This window comes from Arthrobacter sp. 01T428 (assembly GCF_056398685.1).
In genome coordinates this window covers 256852-270383 of record NZ_JBFTPW010000001.1, presented here as the reverse complement: position 1 = coordinate 270383, position 13532 = coordinate 256852, and the positions used below count along the sequence as shown (strand labels likewise).

Below are 13532 nucleotides of genomic sequence, written 5' to 3'. Positions count from 1 at the left end.
CAGTGTGGCCAGCCAACCCGGGCCGCTCAGCGGAGGGGAACGATGTCATCGACGCCCATGCGCGCAGCATCGGCCGATTCATCGTCGGGCTGCTGTTGGCTGAGCCGTTCAGCTTCCACCCGGGCCAGGTAGTGCTTGATTTCGCTTTCCCGCTGCGCATCGCTCCAGCCAAGAATTTCTCCCATCAGCTTAGCGACAACAGGGACCGCGGAAACACCTCTGTCCCACGACTCGATCGAGATGCGGGTGCGCCGGGTCAGGACGTCATGGACATGCCGGGCACCCTCATGGGTCGCGGCATAGACGACCTCTGCCGCCAAATAGTCGTCTGCCCCCGGCAGCGGCTCCGCCATCGCCGGGTTGTCCTTGATGATGGCGAGGACTTCCGGGGTCATGGAGCCGTAGCGGTTGAGCAAATGTTCCACCCTGGCAACGTGGACCCCGGCCTCGTCGGCGGTTCTTCCCCGCCTGTTCCACGCGGCTTTGAATCCCTCGGCGCCCAGGAGGGGGATGGTATCGGTGCAGCTCGCCGGCACGCGCTCGTCCATGGCCCGGGTCGCTTCGTCCACCGCGTCCTTCGCCATGACCCGGTACGTGGTGAACTTTCCACCCGCAACCACCACCAAGCCTGGAACCGGGTGCGCCACCACGTGTTCGCGTGAAAGTTTGGCCGTGGAGTCGCTCTCCCCCGCCAGCAGCGGACGCAGTCCGGCGTAGACACCTTCGACATCCTCACGGGTCAAGGGCCGCTTCAAGACACGATTGACGTGTTCAAGAACATAGTCGATGTCCTTGGTAGACGCTGCAGGATGCGCCTTGTCAAGCTTCCAGTCGGTGTCCGTTGTGCCGATGATCCAGTGCCGCCCCCAAGGAATGACGAACAGCACGGACTTTTCAGTCCTCAGGATCAATCCGACCGTGGACTGGAAGCGGTCGCGCGGGACCACAAGGTGGATGCCTTTGGATGCACGGACCTTGAGCTGGCCGCGATCCGTCACCATGGCCTGGGTCTCGTCCGTCCAGACTCCGGTGGCATTGACCACTTGCTTGGCGCGGACTTCGATGATGCTGCCGTCTTCCTGGTTTTCCACCTTGGCGCCGACCACGCGTTCGCCCTCCCGCACGAACGACACCACGCGCATCCTGTTCACGGCGTGCGCTCCGTAATGTGCGGCCGTGCGGACGACATTGACCACCAGCCTGGCGTCGTCGACCTGTGCATCGTAGTAGCGGATGGAGCCGACGAAGGCATCGCTCTTGAGGCTGGGTGCTGCCCGCAGTGTTCCGCGCCGGAAGAGGTGTTTGTGCATGGGTACGCCGCGGCTGTGGCCGGAGGTGAGGCCAAGCGTGTCGTAGAGGAAGATGCCGGCACCAACGTAGGGCCGCTCCCAGAAACGCCGGGTCAGCGGATACAGGAACGGAACCGGGCGCACGAGGTGTGGGGCGATTTGCTGGATCAGCAAACCACGTTCCTGGAGGGCCTCCTGGACCAACGCAAAGTCGAGCATTTCCAGGTAACGCAAGCCGCCGTGAATCAGCTTCGAAGACCGTGACGACGTGCCGGAAGCCCAGTCCCGGGCCTCGACAATGCCCACCGACAAACCGCGGGTCACCGCGTCCAGCGCCGCACCGGCCCCCACTACGCCTCCCCCGACGATGAGGATGTCGAGTTCCTTGCCAGGCTCCGTGGTTCCCCTGAGGACTTCGATGGATCTTTCCCGCGCCTCCGGACTCAACGCACCGGTTGATGCATCAATCCTTTGCGAACCATCTGCAACACTGCTCATTGGACGCCTCCCATCGCACAAGCCCGTAGTTCCCCACACTACTTCTTGTCTAGCGGCTTGGGCAGGGTTTTCGCCTGCGCTAAAGCGGCCCGAGCGGGAGCTACTGGCCCGAGTATGGCGAGACGACGACGTCGACCCGCTGGAACTCCTTCAGGTCCGAATAGCCCGTGGTCGCCATGGAGCGGCGGAGCGCGCCGATCAGGTTTGACGTGCCGTTGGTGTGGTGGCCCGGCCCGAAGAGTACTTCTTCGAGGGGACCGACGGTGCCGACGTTGACCCTGTCGCCGCGGGGCAGCTCAAGGTGGTGGGCTTCCTGGCCCCAGTGCCAGCCCTTGCCCGGGGCCTCTTCGGCACGGGCCAAGGCGCTGCCGAGCATGACGGCGTCGGCGCCCATGGCGATGGCTTTGACGATGTCACCCGAAGTACCCATGCCGCCGTCGGCTATCACGTGCACGTAGCGTCCGCCGGATTCATCCATGTAGTCGCGGCGGGCGGCGGCGACGTCGGAAATGGCGGAAGCCATGGGCGAATGGATGCCGAGGGCGCGCCGCGTGGTAGTCGTTGCGCCGCCGCCGAAGCCCACCAGGACGCCGGCCGCTCCGGTACGCATGAGGTGCAAAGCCGGGGTGTAGCCGGCAGCCCCGCCGACGATCACGGGGACGTCGAGCTCATAGATGAACTGCTTGAGGTTCAGGGGCTCATGGTTCTTTGAGACGTGCTCGGCCGAGACCGTGGTGCCCCGGATGACAAAAATGTCGACGCCGGCGGCCACCACTGTCTTGTAGTGTTCCTGGGTGCGCTGCGGTGTCAGCGAGCCGGCCACTGTCACGCCCGATGCGCGGATTTCCGCGAGCCTGGTGGTGATCAGTTCGGGCTGGATGGGGGCCTTGTAGAGCTCCTGCATGCGCCGGGTGACCGTCGGGCTGGCCGTTTCATCCGCAAGGGCAGAGATCTCGTCCAGCACGGACTGGGGATCTTCGTACCGCGTCCACAGGCCCTCGAGGTCCAGAACGCCCAAGCCGCCCAGCCGCCCAAGCGCGATGGCCGTTTCAGGCGACATCGCGGAGTCCATGGGTGCGGCGATCACGGGCATCTCAAACTTGTAGGCATCAATCTGCCATGAGACCGAAACGTCCTTGGGGTCGCGCGTCCGGCGGTTGGGGACGATCGCGATGTCATCCAGGGAGTAGGCACGACGCCCACGCTTGCCACGGCCAATCTCAATCTCGTAAGTCACTGCTCTAGGTTATCCCAGTGCGGCGCGATGTTCCGGCAGGGTGACGCAGACCATGACGACAGGCAATGCCTGATAAATAAGTGAGCCCGCCGCCCCCATAGTGGAGGTGGCGGGCTCGCTTGGAACTGCCTGGGATAGGAATTTACGCCTAGCGGGAACCGTAGTTCGGAGCCTCGACGGTCATCTGGATGTCATGCGGGTGGGACTCCTTGAGTCCGGCCGCAGTGATGCGCACAAACTTACCGCGTGCCTTGAGTTCGGCGATGGTCGGGGCACCCGTGTAGAACATGGTCTGGCGCAGGCCGCCGACCAGCTGGTACGCCACCGAGGAGAGCGGGCCGCGATAGGCGACGCGACCTTCGATGCCTTCCGGGATGAGCTTGTCATCACCGGAAACGTCCGCCTGGAAATAGCGGTCCTTCGAGTAGGACGTGTTCTTGCCACGGGACTGCATGGCCCCCAGGGAACCCATGCCGCGGTAGCTCTTGAACTGCTTGCCGTTCACGAAGATCAGCTCACCCGGCGACTCGTCGCAACCAGCCAGCAATGAGCCGAGCATGACGGTGTCGGCACCGGCCACGAGGGCCTTGCCGATATCGCCCGAGTACTGCAGGCCGCCGTCGGCGATCAGCGGAACACCGGCGGGGATGGCCGCCTTCGAGGACTCGTAGATAGCCGTGATCTGGGGAACGCCCACACCGGCAACAACGCGCGTGGTGCAAATGGAGCCCGGGCCCACGCCCACCTTGATGCCGTCGGCACCGGCGTCGATCAGTGCCTGGGCGCCTTCGCGGGTGGCGGCCTGGCCGCCGATGATGTCAACGTGGGCAGCGACGGGATCCGACTTCAGGCGCGTGATCATGTCCAGGACACCTTGCGAGTGGCCGTTGGCGGTGTCCACGAAAAGTGCGTCGACACCGGCGTCGATCAGGGCCATGGCCCGTTCCCAACCGTCGCCGAAGAAACCGATGGCTGCGCCGACCCGGAGGCGGCCTTCCTCGTCCTTCGTCGCGAGCGGGTACTGCTCGGCCTTGGTGAAGTCCTTGGTGGTGATCAGGCCCTTGAGGCGACCCTGCTCGTCAACGAGGGGCAGCTTCTCGATCTTGTTGGTGGCCAGTTTGTGCGAAGCCTCTTCGCGGCTGATGCCCACGTGGCCCGTGATGAGCGGCATCTTGGTCATGACGTCGCTGACCAGCCTCAGCGGGAAGTCGGACTCCGGCACGAAGCGGGTGTCGCGGTTGGTGACGATACCGAGTAGACGGCCGTCCGTGTCGATCACGGGCAGGCCGGAAACCCGGTAACGCGAACACAGTTCGTCCAGTTCCTGAAGGGTGGCCTCCGGGTGGATGGTCAGGGGGTTGGTGATCATCCCGGACTCGGAGCGCTTGACGCGGTCGACGTGGTCGGCCTGGTCTTCGATGGACAAGTTGCGGTGGATGACGCCAAGGCCACCCTGGCGGGCCATGGCAATGGCCATCCGGGACTCGGTGACAGTGTCCATGGCGGCGGACAGCAGCGGGGTCTGGACCGAAATCCGCTTGGAGATCCGGGAGGAGGTGTCAGCTTCGGACGGAATGACGTTGGTGTGGCCCGGCAGCAGCAGGACGTCGTCATAGGTCAGGCCAACAAAGCCAAAGGGATCGTGTTCGGGCTGGGTCATGAGTGCGCCTCTTACCTTGGTTCTTGGGGGTTGCTCTGGTAGGGGTTGCAGCTGATGACCAGCCCGTCATTACGGGACTGGCCTGTGCAGAAAGGTTCTGAATAAATAGTAGAACCTCGCCGCCGATCCCCATATTCCGCGAGGGCAATGTGAGCAACAGCACCCGGCATCCGCCGCCGAGCCGCTGGACAACCCAACTCTGGCCGCCTAGCTCCACCCGGTCGCGGCCATGAACGCCTTCTCGAAGTATGGGGTCAGGGTCTTCATGTAGGTGGCGGTCACGTGGTTGTCGTCCTTGTAGACAATCACGTTGCCGATCACTGCAGGACAATTCGCATCAGGGCAGAAGTACTTCGAGAGGTCCAGGAATTTCGTGTCGGGCATTGCCGCGGCGACGGCCCCCGTCGGGGAGTCTTCCGAATAGATTTCGGCGCGTTGGGAACCACAGGCAACATACGCGCCGGGGTTCTTCTCAAGGCAAGCGGGAACTGGCTGCGCTGCCCGTGGTGTGTCTCGGAAGGCGACCACTTGGATTCCGGCGTCGTTGAGGGTCTTTACTTCCGTGACCCAGGAAGGATCGAGCCGCTCCGGGACGTTGCTCTGAGCATTGGTGCGCGTACTGGTCGTCACCACAACATCCGGCTTCATCTTCAGGACCTCTGCGAGCGTGGCCTTGTTGAAGTCAACGCATGCCTGCGTAATGTCTGCCGCGGTGTCCTCGCCAAGCGGGCAATATCCCTTCGTGATGGACGTCAGGCTCCAATTGTTCTTTGCAGCCATCGTAAGCAGCGGCGTGTTCAGCACGTGGGCGTGCGAACTGCCTATGACCACCACGGACTTCGTCCCGTTCTTGATCCCGTTGGTGCATCGGTTGACGAACTCCTGCGGGTCCGCGGTCCCTGTGCAGGCGGTCGGGAAAACCGGCCAGTCCCCATCAACGGCGGTCATGCTTGGAACCAAGGGCACTCCTGGATCGGGGGTGTACACGAAGTCCCCGCCCACGGCCGCCGCTCCGGGGTTGCGGGCATCCATGTTTGCAACCAAGGCACGGTTTGTCTGCTCGATCTGCAGGGGCCAACCCGCCAAGGGCAAAATAGCCACGGCCCCTACCGCAACCAGCGAAATCGCGCTTCTGCGCCGGTTGGCCTCGGGCCACTTCCACTCCCGCAACGGCTTCTCGATGAACCTGGTGGTCAGAACAGCCAGGAGGAAGGCACCAACAATGATCACTGTGCCGGACAACCAGCCGGCGTGGGTCTTGCCGGACCAAGCCAGATAGATGACCAACATGGGCCAGTGCCAGAGGTAGAGGGCGTACGAATTGTTTCCCATCCGCACGAGCGGCTTGGAACTGAGGATCCGGTCGATTCCGAACCGGCTCTGGGTCTGGCCTGCCGCGAGGATACAGGCTGCGGCCAGCGTTGGCCACAAGGCCAACCACCCGGGGAAGACCCCCTCGACGTCGAGGATGAGCCCGCAGCTGAGCATCGCCAGGATACCGAGCCAGCCTAGGACGATCCTGGCCGACCTGGGTATTTTGACCGAAGGCAGGAAAAGTGCCAGAAGAGTTCCCAGGGCAAACTCCCACAGCCTGGCCGCCGTCGAGAAGTAGGCCGCCGATTGGTCCGAAGCGGTGTAGAGGACCGAATACACCAGGGAAACCAGGAAGACTAATCCAAAGATGTAACGCAGAAGGGGAACGTACGCGAGCCTGAACCTCCTCGCCACCCAGCCAGCGCCCACGAAGATGATCGGCCAGACAATGAAGACCTGTCCTTGGATGGACAGCGACCAGAAATGCTGTAGCGGGCTGGCCAGGCTGTGGTCCGCGGCGTAGTAGTTGACTGCCTGCGACTGCAGCAGGAAGTTCTCAACGTAGAAGAGTGAAGCCCAGCCCTGCTTGATGGTATCGACCCAGCGGGTGGCCGGCATGAAGAGGAAAGTGGCGGCCAGCGTTCCAACGATCACCGTCACGGCTGCCGGCAAGAGCCTCCGGAAGTGATGAAGGTAGTGCTTGATCAGTTCCGTCTGCCTCCCACCGGCATACCGCCGTGTGAACTGCGCCGTCATGAGGAATGCAGAGACCAGAAGGAAAATATCCACCCCGCCGGAGACCCGGCCGAACCAGATGTGGTACGTGACAACCATGAGGACGGCAACAGATCGAAGCCCTTGGATCTCAGGACGGAACGTTGATTTGGGGGCCGATTTCTGCGTCTCGCCGCTAGTTCGCCGTAGCGCAATCGGGCGCGTGGTTGTCAAAGTCTTGCCTCCAGGGTGCTACTCAAACCGTCTACCCTACTGATTCGAAATGTTCGTCGTCAATTGAGACCGCGTTCAACCAACTTCCTATGATCCATTAGGACACAAGGGGCTGGGAGCTTCCGGAGCGTTGTCTGGGTCAATCCTCCATGCCGTTTTCCGGGCAACGCGGGGTCACTTACGGCCCATCCGGCAGCACCCAACGGGCCGTAAGTGACCCCGCGTTGCTTTAAAAAGAAAGGCCCGGCCCCCGCAAGGGGACCGGGCCTTCTTTCACACAGATGGGCCCACACCGCCCGGGTTCCCTGGCCGAAGCAAGGCGAGGCTAGGGAGGCGGTGGGGACTAGTGGCTGTGGCCTGCGTGCTCGTCTTCCTCGGCCGGCTTCTCGACAACCAAGGTCTCGGTGGTGAGAACCAGGGCTGCGATGGACGCAGCATTCTGGAGTGCGGAGCGGGTGACCTTGACGGGGTCGATCACGCCGGCGGCGATCAGGTCCTCGTACACGCCGGACTTCGCGTTGAAGCCGTGGTTGGCTTCCAGCTCGGCAACCTTGGCCACGACGACGTAACCGTCGAAGCCGGCGTTCTGGGCGATCCAGCGAAGGGGCTGGGTCAGGGCACGGCGAACGATGCCGACGGCGGCAGCCGCGTCGCCTTCCAGTGCCTTGACGGCAGAGTCCTCGTCCAGTGCCTTGAGGGCGTGGATGAGGGCGGATCCACCGCCGGAGACGATGCCTTCTTCAAGGGCAGCACGCGTGGAGGACACTGCGTCCTCGATGCGGTGCTTCTTTTCCTTGAGCTCGACCTCGGTGGCTGCGCCGACCTTGATGACGCCGATGCCTCCTGCCAGCTTCGCAAGCCTTTCCTGCAGCTTTTCGCGGTCCCAATCGGAGTCGGTGCGGGTCAGCTCTGCACGGATCTGGGCGACGCGCGCTGCGACGTCCTCAGGCGTACCGGCGCCGTCAACGATGGTGGTGTTGTCCTTGGTGACGGTGATCCGGCGGGCGCTGCCGAGGACCTCGAGGCCAACCTGGTCCAAGGACAGGCCGAGCTCCGGGGAAACAACCTGGGCGCCGGTCAGGGTGGCAATGTCCTGCAGCATGGCCTTGCGGCGGTCGCCGAAGCCCGGAGCCTTGACGGCAACGACGTTCAGGGTGCCACGGATACGGTTCACGATCAGCGTGGACAGTGCCTCGCCGTCGATGTCCTCAGCAATGATAAAGAGGGGCTTGGCAGCCTGCAGGGCCTTCTCGAGGAGCGGCAGGAATTCCTGCAGCGAGGAGATCTTGCCCTGGTTGATGAGGATGAGCGCGTCTTCCAGAACAGCTTCCTGGCGTTCCGCGTCAGTGACGAAGTACGGGGACAGGTAGCCCTTGTCGAACTGCATGCCCTCGGTCAGGACCAGTTCGGTCTGCGTGGTGGAGGACTCTTCGATGGTGATGACGCCATCCTTGCCGACCTTGCCGAAAGCCTCGGCGAGGAGCTCGCCGACCTCATCGCTCTGGGCAGAGATCGCGGCAACGCTGGCAACCTGGGTGCCTTCAACTTCGCGGGCGTTCTCCAGGAGGCGGGCAGCCACGGCCTGGACGGAAACCTCGATGCCGCGCTTGATTTCGCCAGGTGCGGCTCCGGCGGCAACGTTGCGCAGGCCTTCCTTGACGAGTGCCTGTGCCAGCACGGTGGCGGTGGTGGTGCCGTCACCTGCGACGTCGTTGGTCTTGGTGGCGACTTCCTTGGCCAGTTGCGCACCAAGGTTCTCATACGGGTCGTCGAGTTCGACTTCGCGGGCGATCGTCACGCCGTCGTTGGTGATGGTGGGAGCTCCCCACTTCTTGTCCAGAACGACGTTGCGGCCACGCGGGCCAAGGGTGACCTTGACCGTATTGGCGAGCTTGTCAATGCCTGCTTCGAGCGAGCGACGGGCAGCGTCGTTAAACGCAAGCTGCTTTGCCATGGTTGTGTCCTTTCAAGACGGAAAACCCGCACCGCTGATTCGACCGGAAGAAGTCCGACTCGATCTGCGATGCGGGATCCAGGGAATTACTTAACGACGATCGCCAGAACGTCGCGGGCGGACAGAACGAGGTATTCGTTGCCGCCGGTCTTGACTTCAGTTCCGCCGTACTTGGAGTAGATGACGACGTCGCCGACGGTTACGTCGACGGGGACGCGGTTGCCGTTGTCGTCGAAGCGGCCGGGGCCAACTGCGACAACTTCGCCTTCCTGCGGCTTTTCCTGTGCAGTGTCCGGGATGACCAGGCCGGAAGCCGTGGTCTGCTCTGCTTCGAGCGGGCGGACAACAATGCGATCCTCGAGAGGCTTAATGGAGACCGACACTCGGATCTCTCCTTTACGTGAGGTAGTACATGGACTATCAAACCAGGGGTGCCGTGGCGGGCTTACCGTCGTCGCGGTGCCGGTAAGTGCCTGGCGGCATGATTAGCACCCGCCTAGGGAGAGTGCTAATCAAGACTCTATGTAAGCATTAGCACTCGGTCAAGGCGAGTGCCAGAATTCCGTCATGGGTGAACGCCCGAAGCGCCACTTGCGGCTCGAGTAGCTCATTGACCGGCGAGGTCGTCGAAGTCGACGTCCTCGCCGTCGTCATAGTCTTCCTTCGGCGCGTTTCCGCGGTTCAGGTAGAGCACTACGCCGCTGGCGAGCGCGACGACGCCGAACACCACCAGCCCGACGATCGCTGCGATGCGGGCACCGGTGTAGGTGTCACGGATGTCCCGGGCCTCGTCGGTGGCGTCCTGGACGCTCTTTCCGGTCATGGAGTAGGTGGCCGCGTTGAAGGAGTCGAGGAAGAAAATAATGATCAAGAGCGCAATGCAGACAACGGCAATCAAAACACCGACGATGAGTGCGGGGCGGGCGTACTTGGAGAGATTTCCGGCGAAGGGACGTTTATCGGGGGCAAAGGGAGAACCATTGGCGTCGTCAGGCTGGCGTACTGGGTTGTCTTCCATGGCATCAACCCTATCCGCCCGGGTGGTCGCGGTTCCCCCTCGGCACTCTATGACGGGCGAGCATTAGGCTGGTTCCCATGGCTGACACACCCCAGGACCAGATTGCCCCCTTGCTGACAACGGAAGGTTGGGAACTCCTGGCATCCTTGGGACCATACCGCGACGGCGAAGCCTTCGCCCTCAACGCGCGCCTGCGCAAAGACGGCCACTCCCCCGCGCTCGTGGCCGCCGTCCTCACCCAATCCAGGCTCCGCACCCGGGCCGAGGCCAAGTTCGGAGAATTCGCCCGGCAGATGCTCTTCACCCAGGCCGGCCTGGAACAGGCCACCCGCCTCAATGTTGCAGCCAGGCACGCCGAGCGATTCGCCAAGGCAGGCACGCGGCACGTGGCGGACCTGGGCTGCGGGCTCGGAGCGGACTCCATGGCCATGGCCTCCATGGACATCGAGGTCACCGCCGTGGAGCTCGACGAGACCACCGCTGCCTGCGCCACCATCAACCTCATTCCGTTCCCGCACGCGACGGTAGTGCACTCCGACGCAACCTCGGTGCCCCTCGACGGGGTCGACGGCGTGTGGCTCGATCCGGCGCGACGCACGACGTCGTCGTCGGGAACCAAACGGATCTGGGATCCGGAGGCGTTCTCGCCGCCGTTGTCCTTCGTTGAATCATTGGCGGCGACCGGCAAGTCCGTCGGGGTCAAGATGGGCCCGGGCATGCCGCACGAATCGGTACCGGCCGGCTGCGAGGCACAGTGGGTTTCGGTGGGCGGGGACGTCACGGAAGTGACGCTGTGGTTCAACGACGTCGCCCGTCCCGGCATCCGCCGCGCTGCCCTGGTGCTCGGGCCGCAAGGCGCAGCCGAGATCACCAGCGCCGAAGATTTCGACGGCGGTCCGGTGCCCGACGTCGGGCCCGTGGAGGGATACCTGTACGAACCGGACGGGGCGGTGATCCGTGCGGGCCTGGTGGCCGACGTCGCACTCCGATTGGGCGGCCACCTGGTGGACCAGCACATCGCCTATATTTGCGCTCCGGAACTTGTGGAGACCCCGTTCGCCCGCGCCTACAAAGTCCTGGAAGTCATGCCGTTGAACGTCAAGGCCCTCAAAGCCTGGGTGAAGGCGAACGGCGTCGGCGTCCTCGACATCAAGAAACGCGGCACCTCCGTCACCCCGGAGGAGCTGCGGAAGCAGCTGCTCCCGGCAGGAAAAGGCTCGGCAAAAGGCCGCGGCAACAAAACAGCCACCTTGGTCCTCACCAGGATCGGCGAGGAAAAGGTGGCTGTTGTCGTGGAGCCCGTCGCGGCTGCCTGAGCTGGTCTCTGAGCTGTGGCGCCCTATTGGGCGCGCGTGAACTCCTCGGCCGCAGCGACTTGCTCCGGTGTGGGTGTGACGCCGGTGTAGAGCACGAACTGTTCAAGCGCTTGGATGGTGGCCACCTCGGCGCCGGTGATCACGATCTTTCCTGCCGCGCGGCCGGCTTTGATGAGCGGCGTCTCTGCGGGGAGGGCGACGACGTCGAACACTACCTTCGCGGCCGCCACCGCCGCTTCGGGGAAGGACAGGGAGCTGGACTCGGGTCCGCCGGCCATGCCGATCGGTGTCACGTTCACGAGGACGTCCGCCGTGGACTCCCCTACTTCGGCTTGCCAGCCGAAGCCATAGAGCCCCGCGAGGGCTTGCCCGGGTTTTTCATTCCGGGCAACCACGGTAACGCGGGAGAACCCCGCGTCCCGGAAGGCAGCGGCGGTGGCCTTTGCCATGCCGCCGGAACCGCGGAGCAGCACGGACGACGCCGGGTCGATCGCGTTGCGCTCGATCAGCTGCGCGATCGCGGTGTAGTCCGTGTTGTAGGCCGTCAGTACGCCGGCGTCGTTCACGATCGTGTTGACCGAATCGATTGCGGCCGCCGAAGCGTCCATCCGGTCGACGAGGGCGATGACGTCTTCCTTGTACGGCATCGAGACGGCACAGCCGCGGATGCCCAGGCCGCGCACGCCCGCGATCGCGTTCGGGAGGTCGGTGGGAGCGAAGGCCTTGTAGATCCAGTTCAGGCCAAGCTCCTGGTAAAGGAAGTTATGGAAACGCGTTCCGTTGTTGCTGGGCCGGGCAGAGAGAGAAATACAGAGCGTCATGTCTTTATTGAGGATCGGCATAACGGGGCTTCCTTCGCGTAGCGGGTTCTCTGCCCAGCCTAGACGGGGAGCTAGCCTTGGCGCGCCTTGAAGCGCGGATTCAGCTTGTTGATGACAAAGGTGCGGCCGCGCCGGCGGACCACTTGCGCCCCGGGGACCTTCTTGAGGGCACGCAACGAATTCCTGACTTTCATGGGGTTCTCCTTCTCGTGTTTTCGCTTGGTTGATGGGGGCTTTGTTCCGCCTGGGCTGGAGCTCGGCTACAGGGTGGATTCGAGTTCAAAAGGGTCCTCGAGCCCGGCGAAGCCGAGCCTCATCTCGGCTTCGCTCAGCGCGCATGCATCCAGCAGGGACCGGATTTCTGCTGCGTCAACGTCGTCTCCCCTTCCGGTCACGGCAAGCACCGTCCCCCGGTCGCCGAAGCGCGGATGCCAGTCGAGGGCGGCGTCGACGTCGTGGAGTCCGTTTCCGTGCTTCAGGTCTTTGCCGCTGGGGACGCGGCCGATGCCGGCGTCCGCCAGCCACTCGCCCGTACTCTCGAGCCAGACGCGCGGCCCGATTCCCTGCACCGCGATCCGGACTTTGGCGGCCGAGGCAATCCACAAGCGGCCCCGCATCCAGTGGCATCCCCCGGCCAAATTGGGCAGCGCCTCCTGGAAGCGCCTCGGATGAAGGGGTCGCTCCACTTTGTGGAGCACGGTCCGGAAATTCCCCGACTCCTCCTTGAGCGGTACCCTCACGGAACCACGACGGACCCTCGCGAGAGCCTCGGCGCCGTCGTAGCAGCCGGGCCGGAAGTCGTCGCCGCCCGCGGAAATGGCTGCGTGCGGCGCGAGCTGCCCAAGAAGTTCCACGCCGAGGGTCCACGCCTCGCTTGAATCCGGGCGCAATCCGGTGAGCCCTGCCCCAAGACCGGCGTGCACCATGACAGTATCCGCGTGGCCCAATTCCCCGATGAGGAATTCTCCGCTGGTGCGCTCATCCTCGGGCATGGCCGTAAACCCGGATTCATACAGCGTGTGTTTGTCCCAGATATGGTCTTCCAGCCCGGAGGGGTCAATCGCCAACACCGCGTTGTCGATGACGGCGGGCCGCTCCAGGCCGCGCTTGAGTTCGGCTACCGCCATCTCCACGGAGACACCCGGTGGCAGGCCCAGGACGATATGGTCGTGTCCCGACGCGGCGAGGCGTTCCGCCGTCGGGACAACATCGAGACGGACCGTGCAGCTAAGGCAGCCGTGTTCCAATGCGGTTTGAGCCTGCTCCACCAGTTGGCCGTTGCGGAAGATCCTTCGCAAGACAATGGACCCGTCCAGGAGGTCGTGCAGGACAACCACCGAATCTCGATGGGTCCGCCCAAGCCTGGCGGCGGCTGCTTCGCGGCATTGGCTGTCCAGTGAGCTGACAACAGAAAGATGCATGCCAATAATCTTAGATGCAAATCATTCTCATTAGCAAACGGCTTCGATTTCCTGTT

The 13532-nt window shown here is 63.6% G+C and carries 11 protein-coding genes; 1 reads left to right on the top strand and 10 read right to left on the bottom strand.

Going from position 1 to position 13532, the window contains the following annotated elements; genetic code table 11:
• Positions 1–26: 26 nt before the first annotated feature.
• The 7 genes from AC1DJB_RS01285 to AC1DJB_RS01255 all read right to left on the bottom strand — a co-directional run bounded on the left by AC1DJB_RS01285 (position 27) and on the right by AC1DJB_RS01255 (position 9918).
• Positions 27–1787 carry a glycerol-3-phosphate dehydrogenase/oxidase gene (locus AC1DJB_RS01285; protein ID WP_059387421.1) on the bottom strand — a complete coding sequence of 587 codons (1761 nt, stop codon included), beginning with the start codon at positions 1785–1787 and terminating at the stop codon, positions 27–29.
• Between the two features lie 100 nt (positions 1788–1887).
• Complete coding sequence (locus tag AC1DJB_RS01280; RefSeq protein WP_306958937.1) at positions 1888–3024, bottom strand: GuaB3 family IMP dehydrogenase-related protein; 1137 nt, start codon at positions 3022–3024, stop codon at positions 1888–1890.
• Between the two features lie 148 nt (positions 3025–3172).
• A complete protein-coding gene (guaB, locus tag AC1DJB_RS01275; protein WP_284991334.1) occupies positions 3173–4684 on the bottom strand; it encodes an IMP dehydrogenase in 1512 nt (503 codons plus the stop codon).
• A 207-nt stretch (positions 4685–4891) separates the two neighbouring features.
• Positions 4892–6946 carry an acyltransferase family protein gene (locus tag AC1DJB_RS01270; RefSeq protein WP_476909839.1) on the bottom strand — a complete coding sequence of 685 codons (2055 nt, stop codon included), beginning with the start codon at positions 6944–6946 and terminating at the stop codon, positions 4892–4894.
• 343 nt (positions 6947–7289) lie between these two features.
• Positions 7290–8900: a chaperonin GroEL gene (groL, locus tag AC1DJB_RS01265; protein ID WP_284991332.1), complete on the bottom strand. Its 1611-nt coding sequence runs from the start codon at positions 8898–8900 to the stop codon at positions 7290–7292.
• Positions 8901–8986: 86 nt separating this feature from the next.
• Positions 8987–9283 (bottom strand): co-chaperone GroES, encoded by a 297-nt coding sequence (gene groES / locus AC1DJB_RS01260; protein ID WP_028265041.1) that lies wholly within the window; start codon positions 9281–9283, stop codon positions 8987–8989.
• A 224-nt stretch (positions 9284–9507) separates the two neighbouring features.
• Complete coding sequence (locus AC1DJB_RS01255) at positions 9508–9918, bottom strand: hypothetical protein (protein WP_284991330.1); 411 nt, start codon at positions 9916–9918, stop codon at positions 9508–9510.
• 77 nt (positions 9919–9995) lie between these two features.
• Between AC1DJB_RS01255 and AC1DJB_RS01250 the strand changes: the two genes are divergently transcribed.
• A complete protein-coding gene (locus tag AC1DJB_RS01250; RefSeq protein ID WP_284991328.1) occupies positions 9996–11234 on the top strand; it encodes a THUMP-like domain-containing protein in 1239 nt (412 codons plus the stop codon).
• A gap of 23 nt (positions 11235–11257) precedes the next feature.
• Here AC1DJB_RS01250 and AC1DJB_RS01245 read toward each other — a convergent pair whose 3' ends face one another.
• The 3 genes from AC1DJB_RS01245 to AC1DJB_RS01235 all read right to left on the bottom strand — a co-directional run bounded on the left by AC1DJB_RS01245 (position 11258) and on the right by AC1DJB_RS01235 (position 13476).
• Complete coding sequence (locus AC1DJB_RS01245) at positions 11258–12076, bottom strand: shikimate 5-dehydrogenase (RefSeq protein ID WP_441432552.1); 819 nt, start codon at positions 12074–12076, stop codon at positions 11258–11260.
• Between the two features lie 50 nt (positions 12077–12126).
• Complete coding sequence (gene ykgO, locus AC1DJB_RS01240) at positions 12127–12249, bottom strand: type B 50S ribosomal protein L36 (protein ID WP_059387417.1); 123 nt, start codon at positions 12247–12249, stop codon at positions 12127–12129.
• 66 nt (positions 12250–12315) lie between these two features.
• A complete protein-coding gene (locus AC1DJB_RS01235) occupies positions 12316–13476 on the bottom strand; it encodes a GTP-binding protein (RefSeq protein WP_476909838.1) in 1161 nt (386 codons plus the stop codon).
• Between the last annotated feature and the right edge of the window lie 56 nt (positions 13477–13532).

What these genes read in the sequence shown, in the direction of transcription:
- AC1DJB_RS01255 (WP_284991330.1), bottom strand. Translation starts at nt 9,918, where the DNA reads ATGGAAGACAACCCAGTACGCCAGCCTGACGACGCCAATGGTTCTCCC.
- AC1DJB_RS01285 (WP_059387421.1), bottom strand. Translation starts at nt 1,787, where the DNA reads ATGAGCAGTGTTGCAGATGGTTCGCAAAGGATTGATGCATCAACCGGT.
- AC1DJB_RS01250 (WP_284991328.1), top strand. Translation starts at nt 9,996, where the DNA reads ATGGCTGACACACCCCAGGACCAGATTGCCCCCTTGCTGACAACGGAA.
- ykgO (WP_059387417.1), bottom strand. Translation starts at nt 12,249, where the DNA reads ATGAAAGTCAGGAATTCGTTGCGTGCCCTCAAGAAGGTCCCCGGGGCG.
- AC1DJB_RS01245 (WP_441432552.1), bottom strand. Translation starts at nt 12,076, where the DNA reads ATGCCGATCCTCAATAAAGACATGACGCTCTGTATTTCTCTCTCTGCC.
- groL (WP_284991332.1), bottom strand. Translation starts at nt 8,900, where the DNA reads ATGGCAAAGCAGCTTGCGTTTAACGACGCTGCCCGTCGCTCGCTCGAA.
- AC1DJB_RS01235 (WP_476909838.1), bottom strand. Translation starts at nt 13,476, where the DNA reads ATGCATCTTTCTGTTGTCAGCTCACTGGACAGCCAATGCCGCGAAGCA.
- guaB (WP_284991334.1), bottom strand. Translation starts at nt 4,684, where the DNA reads ATGACCCAGCCCGAACACGATCCCTTTGGCTTTGTTGGCCTGACCTAT.